The following is a 24,266-nucleotide window of genomic DNA, read 5'->3' as shown; positions in this document are numbered from 1 at the left end:
ATGCTTTCAGAGGATTGCGGTTTGCAGGATCACAGCATCCTGTATTCGGGCGATCCTTTGGCCGGGTCTTGGGTGGCTTGTGGTGACCGGTGACCCTGACAAATCATCGAGTGCCCAGATCACATCCGAGAAGCCGAGGCGGTGGCGCATCAGCGCCGTGGATGAAAAGCGCGCGTTGATCTCGAAAACGCGGGGTCCATCAGCGGTCCGCCGCAATTGGACGTTGATCGCGCCACGCAAATCCAACGCCTCTGCGATCCGCAGACATTGTTCTGTGACCGACGGGTCGTCAATTACCTCGGCCCATGCTGTCGCACCGCTCACGAGGCGCCGCTGCAATTGCAGCATCGCGGTTGCGCCCAGCCTGTCCCGAAAGACCGCGACAGTCACCTCGGCATCGTCGGGGAGCAGCAGCTCTTGAAACATGGATCCGGGATGACGGGCTTGCAGAAAGCGCGCGTCTTCAGCGTCTGTACAGATGAAAACGGCCCGGGAGCCAGCCCCAGCCCGAGGCTTGCAGATGCAAGGAAATGCGTCTGGCGGCACATCCTCGGCTCGTTCGGCCACCCATGGTGCTGGTATGCCGAGGCTGGCAAGGAAGCGCGCCGTCTTGACCTTGTCGGCAGCGACCGAAACAGCCTTGCTTCCGGCGCTCACCATATGCGTCCCGACGCGCAGTGGAGAGGGCAGCGCGACGACCTTCTCGATCTCGGCCTCGTTGATCGGGATGCAATAGGTGACGCCCTCCCGCTCCAAATGTGCTCCGAGCCATTCGGAATAGCCAGGATCGTTTGCCGAAGGGGCGACAAGTAGACGATCGACAAAGTGACTGCCGCCATGGTGGTTCCCCATGTCGGCCCCAACGATCCGCCAGTCCGGGCGACATTCGCGGATGACGCGTGCAACGCCTTGCGCCACATCGCCTCCGATTGCTGTGATGAAGACTGTTGTCATCGACGTTCCAGGACCGTCCAAAGATAGGGCTGCGCGGGATCAAGGCGCCGAGCCGCGTCCGCGACTGGAACGCTATCATAGGCTTGCCGATACAAGTCAATCTCTCCACTTTCGGTATCGAGTAAGGCCCATGCTGCACCGGGGACGCGGTCTCGCGGTTGGCCGACGGAGCCGGGGTTCAGGATGCGCAGCGCAGAGCGATCCCAGAGTTTCTGGTAATGCGTATGGCCGAGGACCAGCAAGTCGACGCCCTGACCGCAGGCAGCTTCGACCTGTTCAAGCTTTTCCTCGGAGGCGTCTGGATAGAGATATTCATCCACATCCTTTGGCGTGCCGTGTGCAAGCAGGACTCTAAACCGACCTCGTTGGAACTGCGTGATGGCGGGGAGATCCAAAAGCCATTCGATTTGCGCTGGACGTAGCCATTCGATCGCCCGGGCAAGGCCACTTCCATAGCGCGCTGTGCAATCGGCAAGGAATGCAGGGTCCTTTATTGCGCGTTGTAACATGTTCTCATGGTTTCCACGAACGCAATCCATGGGCCATTCTGCCAACAGCGAAAGGACGCGCTCGGGTTGGTGGTAATAGCCTATCAGGTCGCCCGCGTTGATGATGTGCTCCGCACCTCGCGAGGCTGCCGCACGCAGCACGGCCTCAAGCGCGGTGGCATTCCCGTGAATGTCCGAAAGGACAAGGATTTTCATCGGTCCTCGGCGGGTCAGACAGGTTCAAGGAAGGCTGTCAGATCACGGCCCATCCCCATATCGGCAAGGCTTTCAAAAAAGTTCTGGATCCTGGGAGGATCTGCTTCGAGAATAAGGTTTTCCAGCGCGATCCTCGCATGATGCGCTGATTTTCCCTTGGTCGGGTCCGCCACATAATTCGACTGATCGTTGAACAAGAACCAATCAACCGGAAAATCGGCAAGGAGGTTGCGACAGCTCCAACCCGTCTTTTCCGAGACGCGCCGCAGGCTGTCGGCACTGAAATAGCTGAGATGGTCGGGCAGGGCGACCCAGAAATTGCGGTCGATGCGGCCGGTAGTCAGGGCGAGATGCTGGAGCCGCGAAAAGTCGTTCGGAACCGTGACAACCAGTCGCCCGCCAGGCATGGTGAGAGTCTTCAGTCGCTCAAGCAGACGCAACGGGTCAATCACATGCTCGAGAACGTTCTGCAGCCATACGACTTCATATCGTTCGCCACGTGCAATTTCATTCTCAAGATTAACGAACAGGTCGCCTGTGGTGAGGCGATCAAGCATTCGTGGATTTTGGCTTCGCAATCCGGCATCGCTGAAGTCCAGCCCTCGAACGTCCCACCCAGCCTCCGCTCCATGCGCGAGGACGAAGCCTTCGCCGCAGCCGACATCCAGAAGACGGCCGGGATCCTTTCTGCCATCGGTCACTATCGTCCAGCGCAAGGCGATTTTTCCCCGGATATGCCGGAGTTCCTCGGCGCTGTAGCTCTGTTCATAGCTGCCACGCGCCTCTTGGTAGTAGCGCTTTGCATAGTAGGCAGCCAGATCTTCCGGGGAGGGCGGGCTCTTTACTCGCCAATAACCATCTTCCGTCCGCTCGACGCCCTCTGGAGCGAGGCCTTCGAATTCCACATTGCTCCAGACCATGACGCGCGTCCCTCTGCGACGAGATCAATCTTTGCTACAGGTTAGACGCCCCGTGAATTGCCAACAAGCACATCCGTTAGCACCTGTACCCCGCGCCCGTCGCAGAGTGCAAGACTGCGCTGGGACATCAGGCTCAGGCAATCCGGTTGCGTAAGCTTTTGAAGCGCCAAAAGGTAATCTTGGTCTCGGACTTTCTCCAATGGGCCTATCAAAATGACAAGGCCGTCTTCGGCTAGGTTTGCTGCGATCCTTTCCTGATTTGCGGCAATGGTAACCGCGATCGTCGGCAGGCCAACGGTGCAACGCTCCCAGGTCGAGGTGCCTATCGGGCCCACTGCCAAGTCGGCTTTCTCCATGAAGGGAAGAAGCGTCGGTTGCGGGCCGTGAAGACTCACGCGCCCCGACAGGATGGCTGGATGTGCTGACACGCGGGGATCCGCCGCGACGGCGGACGCGCAGACAAGATCGGCAGTCAGGTCGGTTTCGCAAAGAGCATCGAGCACGGGGATGTGGAGGCCGGCAGGGGTAGTGCCGAGATAGACGAAGGCACGTCGCGCCGTGCTACGGACCTGCGCACGAAGATGGGCTCTTGCGAAAGCTAGGTCGAGGAGCGCCATGCGTGGTCCCGAAAGGTGCAGACAGCCTGCGGGAAGCTTGGTGGCGAAAGGGTTGTCTCCCCGAGGGCGGTAGTTCGGATCAAGCAGCGCATCGCAAGACAGCGGTCGATCGGCCAGATCGTCGATGACGAGGATGTTCCGTGCCCTCGCTCTGAGGGCGGTGTGCCAGCGGGCATCGATCGCATAGTGATCGACGATCAGCCAATCACATGTCTCCTTGAGTGCGGCGGCAGTATCCGTCGCATCGTCGCGCCATGTTGTCCCGAGCCAATCGGCATGGGGTGGTGCGAGTGGCCCGCTCTCAACCTCGATCGGGCGGGTGGGCAGCATTGCTAAATCATGCCCCGCGTCGCGTATCCGTTGGGCGAGGGTGTCCGTCAGATGGCGGCTCAGAAATCGGCATTTGGCCCCGTTTGCGCCAAGCGCATTGGCCAGCGCCAGGCAGCGCGTTATGTGCCCGCCGCCCATGTGGCTTGCGCCATCCGCGCGGAAGGCGACGCGCATCTTCGTCAGTTCAGACGGCGGAAGCCGCTATGGGCGACCGGGCCGTCCAACAAAGTTGCCGGGTCCGTTCCGTCCGACTCGCATTTTGCGACCTTGGCCCAGACCTCGGCCAGATCGGTGAAATAGCGGTTCACGGTCGTCTCGTCATGTGCGAGAGAGCAATAGATCGAATTGCCCGCAAGCCAGCCTTTCCCGAGCATTTCTTGCGTGATCAGCGTCTTGTAGGCTTGTGCATGGGGGCTGCGGATGGTGAAGCCGCACAAGGCAGGCAAGCCCCAGTGGTCAAGCGTGATCCCGACCTCGGCGGCGAGTTGGGTCCATCGGTCGCGAATGGCGTTGCCAGTGGCTGTTATGCGCTCCCACGATCTTTCCCGCTGCATCACATCGAGTGTGGCAAGCGCGGCGGCAGGGCCGATCCGTTCCGTCCAGAAAGTAGAGGAGATGAAGGTTGTCTGCGCTGCCTCCATGACGGCGCGGCGGCCAAGTATCGCGGTGATGGCGTAGCCATTTCCGATGGTCTTGCCGAACACCGCCATATCGGGTTCGACACCATACTTCAGGTAGAGCCCACCGAAAGTCTCGCGGAAGCCGCTGGTGCATTCGTCGAAGATAAGGACGATGCCCTTGCGGGTCGCCATGTCGCGGATATGTTCCAGATAGCCCGGGTTGGGGCCCGCATTGCGCGACACTTCCATGAAGATCACGCCCACCTCGGGGTCCGAAACGGCTTCGTCGAATGCCGCGATGTCATTGTAGGGGAATGGGCGGACAGACCCTGCCAACTCTTTTGGAACACCATTGGGCTCAAGGCCAGGCAGCAAGTGGCCCGCCAGCATCTCGCCTTGTGCAAGGTTCGCGGCAAGATACCAGTCATGCCAACCATGATATCCGCAAAATGCCACTTTGTCGCGTCCCGATGCTGCGCGGGCGATCCTAACGGCGACAGCATTCGCCTCGCCGCCGGTGCGGCAGAACCGGGCCATGTCCGCGAAGGGATGCATCGCGATCAGGCGTTCTGCAAGCCAGACTTCTTCAGGTGCGTTGAAGGTCGAAAGGTTGCCGTCCTGCACGACCTTCAGGACGGCGGCGTCGACTTCGCGGTGTGAGTAGCCCAAAGTGTTGGTTCCGACACCCATGAGGAACATGTCGGTGAACGGATTGCCGTCCATATCCCAGACCGTCGCGCCTGAGGTGCGGCTGAAATAGGCCGGCCAGTGTTCGGGCAACAGCATTTCTGCCCGTTTTGACAGCAGCATGTTGCCGCCAGGGATGATCTGCTTGGCGCGTCGCCAAAGTGCCTGACCGGTTCCGGCAGTTGCGGATGGGCGGTTGGAGGATGACGTCATTGCTGTTTTCCCCAGACATACATCGTCTTGTATCCGACCTCGGCGAAGGGAGCGGTCAAGGCGATGAGGGATGGATTCGCGTCAAGGAAACGAACAACGTGCCCTAACGGGATGCGCGGTGCCTGCTGTACAAAGGCCTGATAGACTGCACGTGCGACCACCAGATCCTCGGGATTGTCGACCGTCAATCGCAGATCCTTTCGATTGAGCTCTGGCGGGCCGCTGATCCGGAGTATCTGGAATCGTTTGTTGTTTTCCCGCATGTAGAGTGTACAAAGTTCCGATCTATGTCGCTCCTCTCCTTCACGATGCGATGTTTCCAATGCGGCAAGTGATATGATCTCGAAACCGCAGCCATCAACGATGTCGTCAAGGAACAGCGCGTCCACCCCCGAGTTGAGGTATGTCGTCCATGCGGCGGGCACAGCTTCGAAGAAGGGAAAAGGGCTTTCGCTGGTGACCCGGAAAATGTCGGTTGCCCCTGCGAGCCGTCCGCCAGCGACGAGGCGCCCCAGGACATCCACTTCATCCCCGATCACGAAACGCAGCCCGCGCTCTTCGGCGAAGCGCCTATAGACCGAGTTCTCGTCTCCCTCCGCGATGCCCAGCACGATCTCGTCGATCTGTGGCAAGCTTGAAAGGCAGTCGACAATATTGTCCAGTATGCGGACCCCTTTGCTCACGTCGAGATTTTGAACTGGTTTGCCGTAGAGGCGGCTGCCCTGACTGCGGCAGGCGATGACGGCGACGAGCCGGCGTGTCACGTTCATCACTCCATGTCGCTGCGGGTCAAGGCACTGTTGGCCTTGATCGAGGCAATCAATTTGCGACCGATGACTTCGAGCGGAGAAGTGATCGGATCTTCGATATCGGCACGTTTGAGTACGATTTCCTCTGGCGAAATGACTTCGCCGGCGGCGAGATCTCGGGCGGCAACCACGTGCCTGCGGATCATTTTGCGATAACCGAGTTCAGCATCAGACATGCCGTAGTCATCCGAAGCCGAGGTGGCGCCCATAGCCTGTGCCACGCCGCGCAAGGTGGCGACAAATTCCTGGAACTGATCCGGGTTCAGCGCCGATTCGAAGTCTTCGATCTCCATGTTCCTGCCAAGCGTCAGGTGCTTTTCGATCACCGTTGCCCCAGCCCCAACTGCTGCGCTTGCGAGCGCGAGTCGAAGCGGGCTCTCCGGATCGGCATGATCGGCAAAGCCGATGGACAGGCCCGAACGGCCTTTGAATTCATCCCCAAGGCTGCGGACTCTGTCGATCTGGTTTGTTTCGGTCGGTGTCGGATAGGCCTGAAAGCCAAGCAGCACCACCACCTGTTTGGCGGCGAGAATATCCAGGGCCGATGCAATCTCGTCTCGATGCGCACCGCCGGCACCGAGCAGTGCACGATTGATGCCGCTCGCTGCGACATCGCGAAGCAAGCCGGGATTACCAATGTCGGTGCCATGAAGCTTGACCGTGCGGATGCCGATCTTTTCGGCAAGAGCAAGACTGCGTCGACCAAAGATATCGACCTGTAGGTCGATCCCGTAAGCTCGCGCCTCGGAGACCAGACCAGCCCAAACCTCGTCGCTCATTTCAAGTGAACGAAACAGGTCGTAATATTTGTACCCGGGCGTCGCGAGTTCGTCTGCAAACACCATCTGCAACTTTGCAGCGTCTGCGCCGGACCGCGCCGCCGCCTTGATCAGGAGGGACGCCTGCATCGGCTTGCCCTCGAAACCCTGTGCCAGTTCGGCGATGATCTCAATCTTGCTGCCATCGGTTTGGGTCACGGTGCGGTCCATTTTCTGGGATCGAGGAGGTTGGAGTTCGTGCTTTGAAGATCGGCGGGCGGGATCACGAAATGCATCTGTGTTGCGTTGAGTATCTGCTCCAGTTGCTCAGAACTGTCCATGCCCAGGACGACGTATTCGGCATAGGAACGCGACAGGGCGAAGTGCAAGGCTGCCGTCACCGGATCGACCCGCTCCCTGGTCAGCCAATCGTGCCACCTTTGAAGGTCCGAAGTGCCATGCGACAGGCGGTGCGGCACTTGCGAGAGGGGCATCACCAGAAGGCCTTGCAGGAAGACAGAGCGAAGATGGATGCGCGTGCCAGATTGCACCAACCTCTCCGCCCAGCCCGATTGTTCCAGCCTGCGATCCAGCGGGCTTGCGGGTGACTGGACAAGGTCCAGTGGAATGGGGGCGCCGGCAGGCCCTCCGGGCAGCAAGGCGTCGAGGTCGTCAGGCCCATAGATGGAAAGCCCCGTCGCGTGGACGATCTCCTCGTTGCGCAGAGCGATCAGCGCGTTTGCCAGGGCCGGACCTTTCGGGCCCAGCAAGTCATCAGGGCGATGAAGCAGTAGACCGCAGAGATGATCGGTCCGCAAACGACCCAAAGAGGCGTTGATCGTCGCTCGACACCAGTTTTCGACCTCGCGAGGGTGCAGATCGGCAGGCAACGCCGGCAGTTTGCTGACGATCTGCCAGCCGTCCTGAGCCGCGTTGATTTCCCCGAGTACGGTCTCTGCATCGCCATAGGCGATCGCAGTGTCGAGGACCCGAGCTCCCGCCGCTTTTGCCCGCGCCAAGATTGATGCAGCAACGTCGCGCGGGGTCTTGCCGGCCCTGTTGGCAATGCCATAGGGCAGCCCGAACTGGGCGGTTCCGACGGCAATCTTCATCCCACAACGTCGCGAAGGGCAGCGATGACCTCTGCCTGCTGCTCATCGGTTAGATCGAAGAACAGCGGGATGGAAAGGGCCTGCTCGTAATAGCTCATCGCGGCAGGGCAATCGGACGCGACAAAGCCCATCTTGCGATAATGCGGCTGGATCGTGACGGGAATATAGTGCACCTGACTGCCCACGCCGCGCGCGCGCAGCTCGCGCATGACCTGCCCGCGCGACTTTCCGATTGCGGCGAAATCGATTCGCAACACATAGACGTGCAGGCCCGAACGATCCCGCCCGTCGGGTTGCCCCGGCCGAAGGTTCGAAAAACCCGCAAAGGCTGCATCATACACGCTGGCAAGGGTCCTTCTTCGAGCGATGAAGGCGTCCAGTTTCTTCATTTGCGAGAGCGCCAGAGCGCATTGAATGTCGGTTATTCTGTAATGGTAGCCGAGTTCCTGCATCTCGTAATACCAAGGATTGGGCTGGCCGTCCTCGGTGGCTGCTTCGGGCAGTTGGAACGGGTCGTCCAACTTGTTGATCCCGTGGCTGCGGATGCGCAGGAGCCGTCGATAAAGGGCAGGGTCGTTGGTCGTGATCATGCCGCCTTCGCCCGCAGCGATGGCCTTGACAGGATGAAAGGAAAAGCAGGTCATGTCCGAGTGGGTGCAACTTCCGACCTGTGCGCCGTCAGCGTGCCGCGCGCCCAAGGCGTGCGCTGCGTCCTCGATCACACGAGCGCCGCTCGTGCGGGCAAGGTCGCGGATCGACTCCATGTCGCAGGGCAATCCGCCAAAGTGGACCGGAACAATAGCGGATGTCTCCGGGTGACGCAGCAGGGTCGCCCCCAGCGCCTCTGGTGACATGTTAACGCTGCGCGGATCCACATCTGCAAAGGCCACGTGTCCGCCGCAATAGAGTGCTGCATTCGCACTTGCGACGAAGGTAATTGGCGACGTCACGAGACAGCGCCCGGGCCCAACGTCCGCTGCCATCGCTGCTAGGTGCAGCGCGGCGGTGCCACTGGACACCGCAACCGCATATCGGGCCCCGACGTAATCGGCAACAGCGGCCTCGAAGGCCTCGATCATCGGACCTTGGGTCAGCGGCTTGCCGGTCAGGATGTCCACGACCGCGGCAATATCGTCCGCATCTATGTGGTGGCGACCGTAGGGAATCATAGGTTGCGGATCTCCGTGATCGCTGGGGTGGTCTCCTGATGACGCAGGAGAGACAGTTGATTTGATAGGCTGCCCGGACTCTGCCCGAGCGCTTTGTGCAGGCGGCTGTTGGAAAGTGCCATCGACAGGGGGCGGCGGACAAGTTCAGTTTCGTCGGCGAGGCGGGCAGCTTCAATTCGATTGGTTGGCAGGCCGAATGCCTTGGCCAGATGCACGCCGAAAGCGTACTTGCTTAGAACGTCGTCGCCTACTGCATGGAAGATGCCCGACTGTCCCGTGGCCCAAAGTCGCATACCGATCTCGATCAGGGCCGAGATGTGAATCGGCGTGTATCGTATGTCCGTGAAGAGGCGCAGGGATCGGTCTTGCCTGAGAGCGTCAAGCACCCAGTCGCTGAAGGAGGGGCGATGACGTGGTCCCCACCCATAGAAATTCGTCCGTAACACGAGGGCCCGGGGATGTGCGCGAAGTACAGCCTCTTCCGCGCGTGCCTTCGTCGCCCCATAAACATTGATCGGCGAGACGGGGCTATCCTCGTCATAGGCCTCGGCTTTGCCGTCAAAAAGGTGATCGGTCGATATGTGGATCATCGCCGCCCCGGCGCGCTCCGCGGCGGCAGCGACGCAAGCTGCGATCTTGACGTTATGGTGTTCGGCTGCTCCCGGGTCTTGCTCACAGCGTTCGACGCTGGTGAGGCCTGCGGTATGAACAACGCATCCGACGCGCGCGGCGCCGAGGGCCCTGTCCAGGGCGTCAGGATCAGAGAGATCCAGCAAGACGGCAGATGTGCCATCGAGAGGGAGATTGCGTTGATGGAGTGTGCGCGTCACCGGGTGCCCTTCCCGGCATGCTGCAGCCCAGTGCAGGCCCAGAAGACCCGCTCCGCCGGTGACAAGAATTGGTAGGCCGTTCACCCGAATCCGTCCGTTTTCTGCACCTCGGGCTCGTCCGTGCAGGCAGGGGCAGGTTGACGCTTTTCATTCCGATTCATGTTGTTTGGATATGCTGAAAGTCGGAAGTGGCGCAAGGCGGCTGCTTCAGGCGAACCCTCTCAGGGCCTGCGGATGACTGCGACGAATTTGCGTGTCGTGGGATCGGCCGACCATGCCGGATTTCTTCTCTTGAGCAAGTACACCGGCGAAATGCCGGTTCGAAGCGCAACATAAGAAATCACTTTGTGGCTTTCGTCCGAGGCGTAGGCATCACGCCCGCGCGGGTCTGGGATGATGTCATCGCACATCAGTATTCCGTCGCTTCGGCACGCATGCCAAGCATTGCAGAAATCCCATGCCACCTCTGGATAGAGATGCCCTCCATCCATCCAGATCAGGTCGAATGGTCCAGGCGTCCGTCCGGGCAAAAAGAATGAATTCGCTTCGACGAATTCAATGCCTCCATGCTTTACGCGCGCGTCACGCGTCGCGCGATACTCTGCAAGTTGTTCGGGTGTGTCACGCCGATACGTCTGTTGCATGATCGGATCCGACGTCGGCAGATCGAGGGTTGTCACACGAGCATGGGGGAACAGGACCTTGAGCAGGGCGGCCGTTTTGCCGCGGAATGTGCCGATCTCAAGTATTCTGTTGATTGATGTTGCTTGCGGCGAAAGGCTGAGCGCCGCAAACACCAGCCAGTGAACCGAGTCGGTCCCTGTCAGATCATCGTAGGATTTGCTTCCCAAGCTTGCCAGTGCGGCGTCGAGATGCGGGCGCGCGGCATCGGGATCAAGGCCCAGGGTTTGAAACTTGATCCGCTCCTCGCGGTCTATGCTTGCCAAGTCATAGCTTCTTAGAGCGCGGGCTTGGCGCAATCTGCGCAGATACCGTTTCGGATCGAGATACTTTCCCAGCGTCATTCATTTTCTCCCGATGGAGCGGCCATCCCCGCCGATACGGTTCCTTGCAGCCAATGCCCGAGCGCATCGGTTCCCTGAATCAGATTAAGGCCATGAGCTTGGCGGGACGAAGCGATCAGCCGACCAGTTGGATCATAGAAGATTGCCGGCTTGCCTTCCCGCGCCGCGATCAGCGACGGGCTGGAAAAGGGCATGGACACGGTCGCAGCGCAGGCTGCGACCACGCGCGCGGCGCTGATCTGCGGGTCGACGATGATCGCATGAGGGGCGTTTTGCATCCTGCGCAAGGCGGCCTCGTAAAGGGGGGGGGCGCTGCTTTTGCGTTCTCGCTTCTGTTTGAGGACCAGCGTGATACCCGCGTGACGTGATTGCTCGCGGAGATCATCGAGGAAAGCTGCTGCAATGCTGTCGCGATAATATTCCGAAACCAGACCGATCGCGGCGAGTCCGGCGGGCCTCAAGGGCGCGACATCGAAGACAGCGACGCTGCGTTGCGGGATATGTGGAAGGTCGGCTGTGCTATCGGTAAGCGGAACCGGTCCGACAACACAGGCGCGCAACCTTTCGTGACCCCAGGCCGAGAGAAGATCGGCCTGGTGGTCGTCCCAGACCAGATAACGGTCCCAATCCATGCTCTGATATCCGGGAGTGAAACAGGGCATCCGATCCGACGGGGCAAGGCGAAGGCATTCGTCCGTATTGGTGGAGTAAAACGCCAGCACAGCCCGTGATCCAGCAGCGCCCGCCGCCCAGCGGGTAAACAGCGGACGTGAAAACCAACGCGAATTTTCGAAATAGTAGTTCCGGGCGAGGCGATCGACTCCAACCGCCCGGGCATGGGCGAGCATAACCGTCTCCGGCAGGATAATGGCGCCCTCTGGGCGCGCGAAGAGCAATCCGACCATTGCCCCAACTGTCAGGCGCAGCGCCGAGAAACCAAAGGCCGCGCGCGCGCTCAGGTCCGGAAAGTCGGGCAAGGGCGACTCAGCAATCTTGCGTCCTTTTTCAGGCACTCGTCTGTTGCTATGCAGCCACAGCCCGCCTTCTGGCGCTCTGCGTTGAAGCCAGTCGGAAAAGTTGTAGTCGGCATTGTGAACAGTGCCGCGCAGGAAGCTTGCGGGCAGCTCGACCGCCACATCGTAAGGGGCTCCCGGTGCCGCCCACAAGCGCCCCCGCGATGCCGAAATGAGGGTGCGCATGATCTGCCGCATCCCGCGCGCCAGTCCGGTCACCGCCATCCCGCCGCAGAGCCAGGCAGATCCTCGGGTCCGGAGCGGAAAGCCATGCGCCAGAAGGGGCGCATGCCAAGCGGCAGGTATCGGAAGCGCGACCGCCCGATCCGTTACGAGAAGGAGGAGGCCGGGGAGGAGGTGGGAATATAACTGCGTGAGGAAAGCCTGCCGTAAGGTAATCTCGACAGCGCCATCAAGTTCACGCGGCAGCCCCGAGAGCAGAAGCAGCCAGCGCGGGACCGGCACGCGATGAAGTGACAACTCTGACGCGACGCGCGAGGCGGCATCGGGATCAGGTCCATCGATCACCTCTTGCCAAGCACGGCGAAGCACAAGCAACCGGCGCAGGTGGCGTCGTCGCAACAGGGCCGAGATTGGGTTCAGAAGGCCGGGCTTCATGTCGCGCGGCTTCTTGCCTGTCCGCCATGAAATGTAAAGTGTGAAGCTAGGGTGGGCAGATCGTCGTTGCCAAGGCCATGACCTTGATGCAACGACGGGGCCACAATCATGACGGTGGACAAGCCTTGAAGAAACGCGTGTTGGTTCTGGGTGCGGACGGGATGCTGGGGCACCAGTTGTTTCTGGGTCTGCGCGGAAATTTCGACGTGGTCGGATCCGTCCGCTCCGAGAAACCGGAGGCTCTGGCGCAGCGGTTGTTCGAAGCGACAAATACGGTGTTCGGTCGCGACATGGCCTCCGAGGGCGTGTTGCTGCGCACTCTCGACGAGGTTGCACCGCAGATCGTTGTCAACGCCGTCGGCATTGTAAAGCAGCGTCCGATCTCGACGGATGTCCTCCAAAGTCTCGAGTTGAACGCGCTGTTGCCACATCGTCTTGCGCGGGCTTGTGGCGAGCGCGGGATTCGCCTTGTCCACATGAGTACCGATTGCGTCTTTGCGGGGACGCGGGGCGGCTATGCGGAAAATGACACGCCCGATGCGAATGATACCTATGGGCGAACGAAACTTCTGGGCGAGGTGACGGGAGAGGGGTGCCTTACACTGCGAACTTCGATCATCGGGCTGGAATTGGCCCGCTTCCGAAGTCTTATTGAATGGTTTCTGCGGCAGCGGGGCCGGGTTCCTGGCTATCGGCGTGCGATTTTTTCCGGTTTGACGACCGCGGAATTGACACGGGTGATCTCTGCCTTGCTGACCGATCACAGTCAGATGAGCGGTCTTTATCATGTGGCGTCTGCGCCCATCAGCAAGTTCGAGCTGTTGCAGAAGTTCGCCCGGATGGCGGCATTGCCCGTGGACCTTGTCCCTGACGATTCTGTTGTCGTTGATCGCAGTCTCGACGGATCGCGCTTTGCCCATGTGACGGGTTATGACGTGCCGTCCTGGGACGCCATGCTTTCAGAGTTGGCTGGGGATTTGCGCGCGCGGTGAGATTGCAGCACCCAGAACGCTGAAGTTAAGCCGAGTTTGCCAAGCGAGCGTGACGTAATCCATCCCAACACACCTGCGACTGTGAGCGCCATGAACACATGGCTGGCAACCGTCAACCAGTGGTCGATCCCGAAAAGTTGCAAGGGCCCGTTGAGCGAGCCAACGAAAAGCCATGTCGTCAAGACATAGGGCGCGACTGCGGAGGGGAGGATCTGCCCCATTAAACGATATCCGAACTGCGATACGGCCGCCAATGCAGCAAGAATAAAGAGCCCACCTATGGCCCCCCCCTTGATCCAAGCATACCCCCATGATGTCCATGGCTCTGAAAGGAACGCTTGTCTAATGTGGGACTCGGTCGCGCCACGATAGGCCATAGTGAAAACTCGTGAGGTCATTACGTCATTGTCGGGAAACAGTTCACCCGGCACCATGTTGTTGGCGTAGTTGCGTAGTGCGTATCCTAATGAGAGATACCGATCGATAACCTCTTGATCCGGCGGCCGATTAACTATTATCAGCGGATAGTCGATGACGCCTAACCGTGTTGTAATTGGAGTCACAAGACGCGCGCCGTGGATGATGGTTTGGTTGTTCCATAGAATGCGTTGCACCGGAGTGAATTGCACCGGATCGTAAGAAGGGGGATGCGGGTTTCGCTGCCAATCTGCGACCAGTTGTTCACCGGCGTTCTCAACCCCGCCAATCCCGTAGCGTATTGCCGAGGACAAAGGATAAACGAGCGCATTCGCCACAAAAGTCAAGGATACGATAAGGATAAGTCTTCTTAGCCCTACGCGTGGATCGCCGTGGAGGGCTATGCTTGCAAGTCCAAGAAGAAAAAGAATACGAAGCGGGCCACCACGTGAGCCGAGGTACATCGACACAAAAAGCCAAATGATCAGTAGCCCCGCAATTAGCCAGTAATTCGGCTTGCTCCGGGTTAGTTGAACTGCTGTCCAGACGAGTAAAAGCAGTAACGCAACATCAGTGTCAAAAATCCGCATGAGCCAGCCGCTGCGGCTTCCCCAGTTTTCCGGGGGGCCGAATATGCTTATCTCAAGCACGATTGAAATATAGTATGAAGCAGCCAGCGCTGCTATCCAATAAAGGAGTATTGGACCAAGTGGTAGAGATTTTAACCTACTGGGCTTTTCATTCAGCAGCGGTTTCTTGGAAAATGGAAGATTGCCGATCCAAAGGCCAAAAAGCAATGCCATGGTTCCTATTGTGACAAAGGCCATGCCCTTCGTCACTTGATCCGGCGTGAGGTGCTCGAGGCCTATTGCACCGAGTGTCTGGGGAGGGAACGTGGCAAAAGTGAACAGGCGTGGGAGAAAAAAAACAATTGCGAACCATGCAATAGCAAGAACATGCGGCTTAAGCTCAATGGGGGAATAACGAAGCGCAAGGGCCAGTAACGCGGTAAAGGCGCACACGAGAAGCGCGCCAGAGTGATCCATCAACGGAGTTTTTCCGATCACTAAAGTTGCAATAGCGAAGACTGCTGTCGCGATGAAAAGCAGTTTCGATGTTGAATATGAAAGGCTTTCCTTGACTTCGTTTACCATCGACCAGAACCGAAAAAAATTTTAATATTCTTTATTAAACACTACGGCAGCCCGCAGGGGAAGGCAATATCGCTTCGCGGTGGACATCCTTTCCAGGTGACAGCGGTTGCTGCAACCGATATGCCCACGCCATGTGGGGTGATCTTGGACGAACGATTGCGATTTTGGACGCGGATACGCGCCGCGCCCTTGTGCCATTGCTTGTCACCTTTGCTGTGATCGCAGCTCTCGATGCGCTGGGTATCGGTCTGGTCTTTCCCTTGATGCTTTCGCTCTTTTCCCCCGAACCGGTCGCCGATCCGACGGGCAGTGGCGGGATGATGTATCAGTTTGCGCGCTGGCTTCCGGTCGAAGGCATGGTTCTGGGTGTCTTGGTCATCGGCGTTTTTCTGGCAAAGAACGTCCTGTCGGCCTGGCTAGTGGGCTGGCAATATCACGTCTTGTCGCGCGCTGAGGCGCGGGTGGGCACGCGGCTTTTCGCGCGCTATCTTCGCGACCCATGGCAATACACAAGCCAGCGAAACTCTTCCGAAATGATGCGGAACGCGTCGGTTTCCGTCAGCAATCTGTTCCTGTCATATCTTATCCCGATGATGACGCTCGCCGTCGAGGCGCTTTTGGTGATTGCCGTTTTCGGTATGCTCTTGATCGTCGAGGCCAGGATTGCGGTGAGCGCTGCTTTGGTGCTGGCGACAGCAGGCGGGCTGTATTTTGCGATGGTTCGCGGCAGGTTGCGCAGTGTCGGGCAAGATTTTCAGAAGGCCAATCTAGATTTGTTGCTGCATCTGAAGCAGGGACTGGCTGCCGGGCGCGAAATCCGCGTTCTGGGGCGCGAGGCGGAGTTCATCGACCAGGTTTCTTCGGCACGTGGGCTTTATGCCCAGTCGCAGGCAAGACGGGCCTTCTATACGCAGTTGCCGCGCTATTATCTTGAGTCCGTTCTTGTTGTCACTGTCGCAGCAGCCGTTCTCGTGGCCTTGCCCGCAAGGGCACCGGGGGAACTCAGTGCTATCCTGGCGCTTTTCGCCGTGGCAGCCTTGCGCCTGATGACATCGGCCAATCGCATCCTTGGGGCGTTGCAACAAATGCGGATGGGCGTCGAGGCGGTGAGGATTGTCCATGCCGATCTGACGAGATCCGAGCCGGAGAAGCGAAATCAACTCCCCGGCAGGTTCGAGCCGCCCCTTGAACGCGGGTTGAGCCTGCGCGACGTCTCTTTCTCGTACCTTTCTGGCGGGCCCGCTGCGCTGCATGGCGTCACCTTCGACGTGCCAGATCGTGGTAGCCTTGGTATTGTTGGGCCTTCCGGCAGCGGCAAAAGCACTCTCGTCGATCTCCTGCTCGGTCTTCTGCCGCCCGATGCCGGTGCGGTGGTCCACGATGGCGTGAACATCCAGTCCGACCTGCACGGGTGGCGCCGACAAATCGGCTTTGTCCCACAATCCATATCTCTGACTGACGACAGCCTGCGTCGCAATGTGGCGTTCGGTCTGCCGGATCATGCGATCGACGACGAGGCCGTTTTATCCGCCTTGCGGATGGCTCAGCTCGACGCCTTGGTGGCGACCCTGCCGAATGGATTGGACACACCTCTGGGTGATCTGGGAGCACGCTTGTCGGGGGGGCAACGGCAACGTGTGGGGATCGCGCGGGCGCTCTATCATGACCCGCGCATACTTGTTCTCGATGAGGCAACTTCGGCGCTCGATGGTGAGACCGAGCAGGCCGTGGTTGCAGCGATTGAAGCGCTGGCAGACAGGAAGACCTGTATCGTCGTGGCACATCGCCTGAGCACCGTGCAGCGTTGTGATCGATTGCTTGTGCTGGAGGCTGGACGGGTTGTCGGTCTGGGCTTGACCGAAGTGATCATGCAAGAGCATCCCGTCTTGCGGCGCTTGCAAGGAGCCGCTGATACTTCGGCAGGAACAGGCGACTAGGCGTTGGTTTCACGCCAGACTGTGCGGCGGACATAGCCCATATAGCTGCGCACGATGCGAAGAACCTGCTGCGAAACCGGGTGCGGATCGATATCCGAGATGTAGTCTCGGATCATGGGTCTGTTGCGCTTGGCCCGGTCGTGCTGCGCACAGACGATCCGGATCGAGTCCAGCAGACTGGAACGGTCAAGGCCGCACATGATGAGAGTCCCCGCATCCATCCCTTCAGGCCGTTCATGCGTGTTGCGCAACGTAACTGCAGGGATATTCAGGAAGGCGGCCTCTTCCGTAATCGTCCCGCTGTCCGAGATCACGCAACGGGCCTCCAGTTGCAGTCGGATGTAGTCGAAAAAGCCGAATGGCTTCAAAAAGCGGATACGCGGATCAATGGAGGCACCGGTCAACGCGTCCAGCCGCTTGCGGGTGCGCGGATGTGTAGAGACGATCACCGGGAGGTCATAGGTCTGCGCCATGTCGTTGAGGCAGTCGAGCAGGGTCCGAAGAGTTTCCGGACTATCGACATTCTCTTCACGATGGATTGAAACGACGAAGAACGCATCATGGCCAATGCCCAGTTCTGTCAGAATCCGCGAGCCGGCGATGCCGTCTTTGTAATGATGGAGCACTTCGCCCATGTGGCTTCCGGTGCGGATGATGGTTTCTGGACGAATACCTTCGGCCACCAGATATCGCCGCGCATGTTCGGACAGGACAAGATTGATGTCCGACAGGTGATCCACAACCCGCCGATTCAGCTCCTCCGGAACTCGCTGGTCAAAGCAACGGTTTCCGGCCTCCATGTGAAAGACCGGAACCTTCCTGCGTTTTGCCGAAATCACGGACAAGCAGGAGTTCGTATCGCCATAGAGAAGGATGGCATCCGGCTGCTCGCGCGCGATAACCTTGTCGGCAGCAATAATGACCTGACCTATGGTTTCCGCGACAGTTTCACCCTGTGCTTCAAGAAAATGGTCCGGACGACGAATTCCAAGGTCATCGAAGAAAATCTGGTTCAGTTCGAAATCGTAGTTCTGTCCGGTGTGAACAAGGACGTGGTGCGTGTGCCTGTCAAATTCGGCGATCACACGACTCATCTTGATGAGTTCCGGCCGAGTGCCGACTATCGTCATGACCTTAAGCACGCAGTTCGTCCTTGATGAAGTCAAGCGAGAGGAGCAGGTCCTTTACTTCGCTTACGTTTAGTCGACGAGTATTGTGAGAAGTATAATCCTCCAATTCCGAAACCTCTGTCTGGCCTTCGCTGAAATATTTAGCATAGTTCAAGTCTCGAACGTCAGCTGGGACACGGTAATGATCTCCTGTGTCGTCAGCTTGCGCCATTTCTTCACGTGAAAGCAGGGACTCATAGAGCTTCTCACCATGACGTGTTCCGATGATCTGGATCGGGAGCGACGAGTTGAAAATCTGGCGCACGGCTTCAGCAAGATCTCCAACCGTCGATGCCGGAGCCTTTTGCACGAATATGTCGCCCCTTTGCCCATGAGCGAAGGCGTGCAGCACGAGATCGACCGAATCCTCAAGAGACATCAGAAAACGGGTCATGCTCGGATCTGTTACGGTCAGCGGTTTTCCTGCCTTGATCTGTGCTACGAAGAGCGGGATGACTGAGCCGCGCGAAGCCATCACATTGCCGTAGCGTGTTGCACAGAACACAGTGTCGCTCGGGCGGCTCAGGCGCGCTTTTGCAACTACGAGTTTTTCCATCATCGCCTTGGATATCCCCATGGCATTGACGGGATAGACAGCCTTGTCGGTGCTCAGGACAATAACGCGCTGAACGCCGGCTTGAATGGCTGCGTTCATGACGTTCTCGGTGCCAAGCACGTTCGTACGGACCGCTTCCATCGGGTAGAATTCACAAGACGGAACCTGTTTTAGTGCGGCCGCGTGGAAGATGAAATCCACACCATGCATGGCATTGCTAAGACTGCTTGGCTCGCGAACATCACCGATATAAAACTTTAGCTTAGGATTATTCAGCTCTATCCGCATGTCTTCTTGCTTCTTCTCGTCACGGCTGAAGATGCGGATTTCCCGCAAATCCGTATCGAGGAAGCGCTTGAGGACGGCATTCCCGAAGGAACCGGTTCCGCCCGTAATCATCAGGGTCTTGTCGGTAAACACATTAGTCTCCTTAGGGCCGCATCCCTCTTCGAGCGGCGGCTGTCAGGTTCTCGGACAGAAGCGCCGTGATGCGGTCAGGTGCAAAATGCCTATCGAAGTAGCGCTGACCAGAAAGGCCCATGGCGCTGCGTTCCATTGGCTGAAGGCTTGCCATGCAACGGATGGCGGAGGCAAGGGCAGACGGGTCGCCTGCAGGCGCTGCGAGACCCGCTCCGGCTTCGGATAGGATGCGCGCTCCTTCGCCATCAAGTGAAGCGATGATTGGCCTGCCGACAGACAGATAGGTTTGCATCTTGCTTGGGACGGTCAGGCTGAAGATCTCTTCCTTGCGCAGAGAGACGAGTAGGGCCGAAGCATTCAAAAGTATTTCGGGCATATCTGCGGGATCAAAACGCCCTGGTAGGTGAAGCATCGTCAGGTTTCTAAGGCTACGTTCCTGTTCCAGCCACACGTCGAGTGATCCACTACCTACAAGAAAGACCTGAACGTCTGGAAGGTCGCGCAGAAGTTCAAGCGATTCAAGTACCGTGTCTAGCCCTTGGGCACGGCCAAGATTTCCAGCGAAAACCACAGAAAAGCTTTGTCCGATCTGCTCGCCCAGCTTGCGAGCGGCATCTGAAGGTCGCGCATTCTTTTCGAAGGACTGCCCGGAATTCGGGACATATTCTATTTTTGCGTTTGGTGGAGACAGAGCTGCAACTGGAGGGCGGAAGGCATCCGACTGCACAAGGATGCCGGTGCAGTTGCGATAAATGAACCGAATGGTCAGGCGCACTATGCCAAGCAGCACGGGACTACGGACGAAGCCTGTTGCAGAAAGACTTTCTGGCCACAGGTCCTGAACCCATAGAACAAGCCCTGCTCGCTTTATCTTGGAGATCAGGATGGCAGGCAAAGCCTGGATGAGGGGAGACAGCCCAAATACAAAAACAACATCAAAGTGCCGGCCCCGCAAGATAAACGGTGCGATCAGGAGACCAGACACCATAAAGCTCAGATAGTTCAGGATCAAACGTAGACCTGAGCCATGACCTCGTGGGACAAGGGGAACGCGAATGACCTCGATCCCCTCGACGAGCTCTTGTCGAATACTGAAGGCGGAATAGCCCGCGAAGATCCGCCCTTCTGGATAATTGGGTTGTCCCGTCAGCACCGTTACCTCGAAGCCCTCGTGAGCCAAGCGGGCGACTTCTGACGTGATGGTGAAGGACTCTGGCCAATAGTATTGTGAAACGAGCAAGACGCGGGTCATTTATTTTGCCTCAGTTTGACAAGTAGGCCCTTGGCGTTCAAAATCTCGATACGATCCGTTGGTTGCCTGAGGTATCGACGAACGGCTCGAGCTATTGAATTCTCAGATGTGGGATCGAACGTCTCAACTGGATCCACCAAGTCTCGCACGTAATCGCGCTCAGCTGCAATAATCGGAAGTCCTGCCGCCTTCGCCTCGATCAGCGGAAGGCCGAAGGATTCAAATAGCGATGGGTAAATCGCTGCGCGAGCTGACGCATAGAGTTCGGGCATTTCTTCGGCGCTGCGCAGAGGCAGTAGTTCGATCATGGCACCTGCAGAGCGTGCGGATCTCAGAGGTGCTTCAAAACGCGCTGCATCACAAGCTGAAAGAGTAAGGCCCAAGGAAGGTTTTAGGCCGCTCATTGCAAGCCTCTCCCAAGCAGCCAAGAGCGTGATGTGGTTCTTGTGAGCTTCGCCAGAGGCGACATAAAGAAAGTCGAGAGACTTGCTACCGTATTCGGCTTTTGAGGCCGGAGAAAGTTGAGGCGTGAAGGGGTAGATATCCGGCTCTTGATTAAATGCTTTTATTACGGCGCTCGCCATTGTCTCACTTTGCACGATCAGCCGAGCAGCACCGCGACGCCTGGCCAGCCAGATGCGTTCAATCCAAAGCCGAACTGTTGTTTTCCAGGGAAGGCCTGCGAAAGACGATGGAGGTATCAGGTATCTGTTTTGAAGAAATATCGAAGTATTTGCTTCAGCTCGAGAAAGAAGGGGCGGCAGGTTTCCGAAACAAAGAATGTCATTTTGTGGCTGCGTCAGGCTACGCAAGGCGAGTTCGGCCCGCAAACGGCCAAGAAGGGTAGGTGAAAAACTTAGAACGGTGATTTTGGGATCTATTTTTGGTACGGGCGTTAGCCTGCTGTCCAGTAGCACGGTCGCTGGAGGTGTTAATGCTCGTAGCAAGGGTAGCAAAAGCGACCTTCCACCGCCGGAGTGAATGTTCGGTGCATGTAGGACAAAGTGCCTTTCGAGCCCGACTTCAGATGGCGCATCCCTCATTTCCAGATGCCTTCTGTCTGTCGTACGCCGTGACGAAAAAGATCTGCGTAGCCTTTTAGGTTACCTCGGAAGCGGATCCATCCTGCTCGATCGCGTGTTTGCAGCGGCTCGAAGAGGTTACGTATCGATTGTCCGAACATTGCCCAAACGAAGCCCGCGCAACTGAAATGATCAAATTTTCGTACAAAATATATTCGGTTCAGGATCTGTTGCCGACCTAACGCAAAGTTTTGTTCGATCTTCACCGGCTTTGGCCAATGCCAACACCGGGCCTCGGCCACCACATAGAGACTGTGTTGTTGTGCAACGCGATGACTATAGTCGAGATCTTCGAGGTAGCCGTGACCTATATACCATTCGTCGTACTGGTAGGCCTCTATTATCTCGCGCCGCCAGAGCGTTGCACCACCATAGAGCCAGTCAGTTCTTTCAGTAGTTTCTCGCGGTAAGATTGAAGTTGCAAAACCAGAGCAAAGGACACGGCCCTGCGCAGAGCTGTTCAGAAGAAAGAGACTAGAGATCAACGCACCAATCCGCCCGCGGCCTGGTTGGTTGACGATAGTGAAGGCTGCACCTCCGATATCATTTTGAGCCTTGTTCCAAAAGGTATTCATTCGCTCCGTTGCATCCGGCGCTAGTTCGAGATCGTCATCCAAATACCCTGCAACAGATATATCTGGATCCAGCGCAGCCATTCCCGCATTCCGTTGGCGTGCGAGTGATGGAGGATAAACGCGAACGTAAGTCAGCGGGAGAGTTGGATATTCCGTTAGAATTTTTTCTATCGGTGTATCGCTTCCGTCCACAATCACGATTTGGGATGCCTGTGATGTTTGCTGCTGAAGGCTGTCCAGTAGCTTGCGCAGGTCTGCAGGACGATCCTTGGTCGGTACAACATATGCGATTGAGACGGGCGACATGATCAATTCTAACGTTCGATAATGGAGGGAGAGGAATTATACTTTAAAGCGGCGTCATGTCGGGACTGCGGGAAGCTACGAGAGCGTCGCAGAGGTCGCGGACGGCTCCGTTACCGCCTGCACGATGCGTGACATATCGGCAGATCGCTTGAACCTCATCCACTGCGTTGGGCACGCAAACGGGAAGAGCGACCTTCTGCAACAGGCCAATATCATTGACATCATCGGCAATGTGGACAGTTTCAGACCAATCAATTCCCAGATCTTTTAAAAGGGCTGAAATAGCTGCAACCTTGTCACGTATGCCGGATAGGCAATAGTCTATCCGCAAATCCGCGGCACGGCGACGGATCTGGTCGGTGTCGGACATGGTAACGAAGCACGTCAAAATGCCAGCCGCTTGTACGCTCTTGAGCCCATGCCCGTCCAAAACTTGAAACCGAGTTATAATATTCCCATCCGCCCCATAGTACAGACTGCCGTCGGTGAGTACGCCGTCGACATCTGTGCAAAGAAGTCGGACGTGGGCGAAATCAGGATGGGACTTCGGCAGCGGAGATGGCATCTTCATGTGGCGTCCCCTATCATCGATGGGCAGATCACTGAGCCGAACGCATGACGCAGGATCACATTACTATCCATTTGAGTGTAGTAGCTCTGCGCATAATCCCAACCCTTCCGCAGCATACCTACGTCGATGGCTCGTGCGTCCAGTGAGGTCGCAAGCTTCGCGCTGTGGTTAATGACCTGAACAATTTCTTCGGCCCCTCGAAGAGGATTGATCTGCAGTTCGAGGGGTTCGTTGCCCAGATAGACTGGGATCGCCCCGCTGGTCATTGCAGACAAGACGGCTGAGGAACCCCGATATACAGCCCAGGTCGCAAGGTGGCCATCTTCATCCAATGTTCGGTTCGGAGGCGACCATTCGATGTTGCTGGGCGCTGTGCGGAAGCGTGGCTCCCTCGACGCGAGATCGTCTCGAGAGGTGAGGGGATGCAAACGGATCGTACAGGTTAGGTCAGGCCGTTGTGCCGCCAAATCATAGGCGGCATGCGCGAGAAAGATACTTTCGGAGACCATCCCTTCCGGCAGAAAAAGGCACTTCTTACCGTCCTTGGGCTGGTCAGGAACAGGCGTGGCTGAGCGGGCACGCGGGCTGCCGAGCAGATCGACCGGAATGCCCTTCAGGCCGGGCGCGTGGGAAAGCCATGCCAACGCAGCTCGTCCTGCGGCGAGGATCACGTCGGGGTCGAAGGTGCCGCCGTAGCTGGTGGTCATTGCATGCTGCATCGGAGCAAGGATGGCGTGATGAACAGCGATGCACCGAATATCCGGATCGATTTGTCTCGACAAGTGCATCGCGATACGCTCCCAAGCGTGCCCTTCGTAAGTGAAGACCAACGCCTTTGGCCTGTGCCTACCAACGAGCTGGGAAATGGTCGTGCCTATCCTTAAAGATTGCCGCGAGGCCCCCTGTTTCGCCTGACGGGCCGCCAAGCGGCGCAGATTGACCTCATCCGAGCCATCGCGCAGGCGTGCTGCGACGGCTGCGAGCTTACCTGCGATGACTGCCTCCTTTTTCCGTTCTAGGCGTCGAGGAATGAGGGTGCGCACAACAGTAGCAGGTGTTTGTGCCATGCCTTTTAGGTCTGAAAGGGATGTCGCCGTGTGGTCAATCAACGCGATGCGGATGCGATAGCCCTGCTCTTGCAACTGCCAAGGTAAGCTTCCGAAGTAGGGATCTGACGCGTCCTGCGTCCATTGATTAGCTGCCGTAAGATGCGAAATGAAGAGCAAGTCACAGCCGCTTTCGGTTTCACTATCAGGTAAACCCAATCTGCCTGCCCACCGATCATTGAACTGCGAAAAAAGGTCGCGAATACTGGGAGTGGGTGCGCAGTCTAGATCATAATAAACTTTTATCGCTTCAGGATGCGCGGAACGGAAATGCAGCGCTGGAATCGCAAAACGTTCGGGATCTGCCCCTGTTTCCCGAAGAAGCGCCTCGCAGCCTGCGCTGATGGATT

22 protein-coding genes are annotated in these 24,266 nt (G+C 57.9%); 2 read left to right on the top strand and 20 right to left on the bottom strand.

Annotated elements, in window-relative coordinates; all coding sequences use genetic code 11:
- Positions 1-6 precede the first annotated feature (6 nt).
- From AABA51_RS09800 to AABA51_RS09745, 12 genes are all read right to left on the bottom strand, one after another.
- A complete protein-coding gene (locus AABA51_RS09800; RefSeq protein ID WP_338271588.1) occupies positions 7-954 on the bottom strand; it encodes an ATP-grasp domain-containing protein in 948 nt (315 codons plus the stop codon).
- Positions 951-1,658: a metallophosphoesterase family protein gene (locus AABA51_RS09795; RefSeq protein WP_338271587.1), complete on the bottom strand. Its 708-nt coding sequence runs from the start codon at positions 1,656-1,658 to the stop codon at positions 951-953. Before AABA51_RS09795 ends, AABA51_RS09800 begins: the two co-directional genes overlap by 4 nt.
- 14 nt (positions 1,659-1,672) lie before the next feature.
- On the bottom strand, positions 1,673-2,578 hold the full coding sequence (locus AABA51_RS09790) for a class I SAM-dependent methyltransferase (RefSeq protein WP_338271585.1): 906 nt from the start codon (positions 2,576-2,578) through the stop codon (positions 1,673-1,675).
- Positions 2,579-2,619: 41 nt separating this feature from the next.
- Positions 2,620-3,699 carry a UDP-2,4-diacetamido-2,4,6-trideoxy-beta-L-altropyranose hydrolase gene (gene pseG, locus AABA51_RS09785; RefSeq protein WP_338271583.1) on the bottom strand — a complete coding sequence of 360 codons (1,080 nt, stop codon included), beginning with the start codon at positions 3,697-3,699 and terminating at the stop codon, positions 2,620-2,622.
- Between the two features lie 5 nt (positions 3,700-3,704).
- Positions 3,705-4,955 (bottom strand): aminotransferase class III-fold pyridoxal phosphate-dependent enzyme, encoded by a 1,251-nt coding sequence (locus AABA51_RS09780; protein ID WP_338271582.1) that lies wholly within the window; start codon positions 4,953-4,955, stop codon positions 3,705-3,707.
- An 86-nt stretch (positions 4,956-5,041) separates the two neighbouring features.
- Positions 5,042-5,815, bottom strand: coding sequence for a hypothetical protein (locus AABA51_RS09775; protein ID WP_338271581.1), 774 nt, complete (start codon positions 5,813-5,815; stop codon positions 5,042-5,044).
- Positions 5,815-6,843 (bottom strand): N-acetylneuraminate synthase family protein, encoded by a 1,029-nt coding sequence (locus tag AABA51_RS09770; protein ID WP_338271579.1) that lies wholly within the window; start codon positions 6,841-6,843, stop codon positions 5,815-5,817. Before AABA51_RS09770 ends, AABA51_RS09775 begins: the two co-directional genes overlap by 1 nt.
- Complete coding sequence (locus tag AABA51_RS09765) at positions 6,828-7,724, bottom strand: aldo/keto reductase (RefSeq protein WP_338271578.1); 897 nt, start codon at positions 7,722-7,724, stop codon at positions 6,828-6,830. Before AABA51_RS09765 ends, AABA51_RS09770 begins: the two co-directional genes overlap by 16 nt.
- Positions 7,721-8,893 carry a UDP-4-amino-4,6-dideoxy-N-acetyl-beta-L-altrosamine transaminase gene (pseC, locus tag AABA51_RS09760; protein ID WP_338271577.1) on the bottom strand — a complete coding sequence of 391 codons (1,173 nt, stop codon included), beginning with the start codon at positions 8,891-8,893 and terminating at the stop codon, positions 7,721-7,723. Before pseC ends, AABA51_RS09765 begins: the two co-directional genes overlap by 4 nt.
- On the bottom strand, positions 8,890-9,807 hold the full coding sequence (locus AABA51_RS09755; protein WP_338271575.1) for an SDR family oxidoreductase: 918 nt from the start codon (positions 9,805-9,807) through the stop codon (positions 8,890-8,892). The genes pseC and AABA51_RS09755 overlap by 4 nt, the downstream gene beginning before the upstream one ends.
- Positions 9,808-9,944: 137 nt before the next feature.
- The gene (locus tag AABA51_RS09750; RefSeq protein WP_338271574.1) at positions 9,945-10,748 is read right to left on the bottom strand and encodes a class I SAM-dependent methyltransferase; all 804 of its coding nucleotides are present in this window, start codon (positions 10,746-10,748) and stop codon (positions 9,945-9,947) included.
- Positions 10,745-12,379, bottom strand: coding sequence for a polysaccharide biosynthesis PFTS motif protein (locus AABA51_RS09745; protein WP_338271573.1), 1,635 nt, complete (start codon positions 12,377-12,379; stop codon positions 10,745-10,747). The genes AABA51_RS09750 and AABA51_RS09745 overlap by 4 nt, the downstream gene beginning before the upstream one ends.
- A 125-nt stretch (positions 12,380-12,504) precedes the next feature.
- Here AABA51_RS09745 and AABA51_RS09740 point away from each other — a divergent pair, with 125 nt between their 5' ends.
- Positions 12,505-13,371 carry a dTDP-4-dehydrorhamnose reductase family protein gene (locus tag AABA51_RS09740; RefSeq protein ID WP_338271571.1) on the top strand — a complete coding sequence of 289 codons (867 nt, stop codon included), beginning with the start codon at positions 12,505-12,507 and terminating at the stop codon, positions 13,369-13,371.
- Here the strand turns inward: AABA51_RS09740 and AABA51_RS09735 are convergent.
- Positions 13,308-14,942: a hypothetical protein gene (locus AABA51_RS09735; protein WP_338271570.1), complete on the bottom strand. Its 1,635-nt coding sequence runs from the start codon at positions 14,940-14,942 to the stop codon at positions 13,308-13,310. The two genes, AABA51_RS09740 and AABA51_RS09735, sit on opposite strands and share 64 nt — an antisense overlap.
- Positions 14,943-15,073: 131 nt before the next feature.
- On the opposite strand from AABA51_RS09735, the gene AABA51_RS09730 reads away from it, so the two are divergent.
- Positions 15,074-16,879 (top strand): ABC transporter ATP-binding protein, encoded by a 1,806-nt coding sequence (locus AABA51_RS09730; protein ID WP_338271569.1) that lies wholly within the window; start codon positions 15,074-15,076, stop codon positions 16,877-16,879.
- On the opposite strand, the gene wecB is transcribed toward AABA51_RS09730, so the two are convergent.
- From wecB to AABA51_RS09695, 7 genes are all read right to left on the bottom strand, one after another.
- On the bottom strand, positions 16,876-18,009 hold the full coding sequence (wecB, locus tag AABA51_RS09725) for a non-hydrolyzing UDP-N-acetylglucosamine 2-epimerase (RefSeq protein WP_338271568.1): 1,134 nt from the start codon (positions 18,007-18,009) through the stop codon (positions 16,876-16,878). The genes AABA51_RS09730 and wecB overlap by 4 nt on opposite strands.
- A 4-nt stretch (positions 18,010-18,013) precedes the next feature.
- Positions 18,014-19,024, bottom strand: coding sequence for a polysaccharide biosynthesis protein (locus AABA51_RS09720; RefSeq protein WP_338271567.1), 1,011 nt, complete (start codon positions 19,022-19,024; stop codon positions 18,014-18,016).
- A 10-nt stretch (positions 19,025-19,034) separates the two neighbouring features.
- Positions 19,035-20,276, bottom strand: a complete 1,242-nt coding sequence (locus AABA51_RS09715; RefSeq protein WP_338271566.1) for a glycosyltransferase family 4 protein — start codon at positions 20,274-20,276, stop codon at positions 19,035-19,037.
- Positions 20,273-21,193, bottom strand: a complete 921-nt coding sequence (locus AABA51_RS09710) for a glycosyltransferase (protein WP_338271565.1) — start codon at positions 21,191-21,193, stop codon at positions 20,273-20,275. The genes AABA51_RS09715 and AABA51_RS09710 overlap by 4 nt, the downstream gene beginning before the upstream one ends.
- Positions 21,194-21,315: 122 nt before the next feature.
- On the bottom strand, positions 21,316-22,239 hold the full coding sequence (locus AABA51_RS09705; protein ID WP_338276513.1) for a glycosyltransferase family 2 protein: 924 nt from the start codon (positions 22,237-22,239) through the stop codon (positions 21,316-21,318).
- A 43-nt stretch (positions 22,240-22,282) separates the two neighbouring features.
- On the bottom strand, positions 22,283-22,804 hold the full coding sequence (locus AABA51_RS09700) for a KdsC family phosphatase (protein ID WP_338276511.1): 522 nt from the start codon (positions 22,802-22,804) through the stop codon (positions 22,283-22,285).
- A gap of 2 nt (positions 22,805-22,806) precedes the next feature.
- Positions 22,807-24,036: a hypothetical protein gene (locus AABA51_RS09695; RefSeq protein ID WP_338271564.1), complete on the bottom strand. Its 1,230-nt coding sequence runs from the start codon at positions 24,034-24,036 to the stop codon at positions 22,807-22,809.
- Positions 24,037-24,266 lie beyond the last annotated feature (230 nt).

This window comes from Roseicyclus marinus, assembly GCF_036322625.1.
In the GTDB taxonomy this organism is placed as follows: Bacteria; Pseudomonadota; Alphaproteobacteria; order Rhodobacterales; family Rhodobacteraceae; genus Roseicyclus; species Roseicyclus marinus_A.
Note: the sequence above shows the minus strand (reverse complement) of the source record. Positions and strands in the feature narration are given on the sequence as shown.

Coding starts and splice junctions, on each gene's coding strand:
- AABA51_RS09780 (WP_338271582.1), bottom strand. CDS start 4,955: ATGCTGCTGTCAAAACGGGCAGAAATGCTGTTGCCCGAACACTGGCCG.
- AABA51_RS09700 (WP_338276511.1), bottom strand. CDS start 22,804: ATGCCATCTCCGCTGCCGAAGTCCCATCCTGATTTCGCCCACGTCCGA.
- AABA51_RS09745 (WP_338271573.1), bottom strand. CDS start 12,379: ATGAAGCCCGGCCTTCTGAACCCAATCTCGGCCCTGTTGCGACGACGC.
- AABA51_RS09775 (WP_338271581.1), bottom strand. CDS start 5,815: ATGAACGTGACACGCCGGCTCGTCGCCGTCATCGCCTGCCGCAGTCAG.
- AABA51_RS09770 (WP_338271579.1), bottom strand. CDS start 6,843: ATGGACCGCACCGTGACCCAAACCGATGGCAGCAAGATTGAGATCATC.
- AABA51_RS09750 (WP_338271574.1), bottom strand. CDS start 10,748: ATGACGCTGGGAAAGTATCTCGATCCGAAACGGTATCTGCGCAGATTG.
- AABA51_RS09730 (WP_338271569.1), top strand. CDS start 15,074: ATGTGGGGTGATCTTGGACGAACGATTGCGATTTTGGACGCGGATACG.
- AABA51_RS09765 (WP_338271578.1), bottom strand. CDS start 7,724: ATGAAGATTGCCGTCGGAACCGCCCAGTTCGGGCTGCCCTATGGCATT.
- AABA51_RS09790 (WP_338271585.1), bottom strand. CDS start 2,578: ATGGTCTGGAGCAATGTGGAATTCGAAGGCCTCGCTCCAGAGGGCGTC.
- pseG (WP_338271583.1), bottom strand. CDS start 3,699: ATGCGCGTCGCCTTCCGCGCGGATGGCGCAAGCCACATGGGCGGCGGG.
- AABA51_RS09705 (WP_338276513.1), bottom strand. CDS start 22,239: ATGTCGCCCGTCTCAATCGCATATGTTGTACCGACCAAGGATCGTCCT.
- AABA51_RS09715 (WP_338271566.1), bottom strand. CDS start 20,276: ATGACCCGCGTCTTGCTCGTTTCACAATACTATTGGCCAGAGTCCTTC.
- AABA51_RS09795 (WP_338271587.1), bottom strand. CDS start 1,658: ATGAAAATCCTTGTCCTTTCGGACATTCACGGGAATGCCACCGCGCTT.
- pseC (WP_338271577.1), bottom strand. CDS start 8,893: ATGATTCCCTACGGTCGCCACCACATAGATGCGGACGATATTGCCGCG.
- wecB (WP_338271568.1), bottom strand. CDS start 18,009: ATGACGATAGTCGGCACTCGGCCGGAACTCATCAAGATGAGTCGTGTG.
- AABA51_RS09800 (WP_338271588.1), bottom strand. CDS start 954: ATGACAACAGTCTTCATCACAGCAATCGGAGGCGATGTGGCGCAAGGC.
- AABA51_RS09735 (WP_338271570.1), bottom strand. CDS start 14,942: ATGGTAAACGAAGTCAAGGAAAGCCTTTCATATTCAACATCGAAACTG.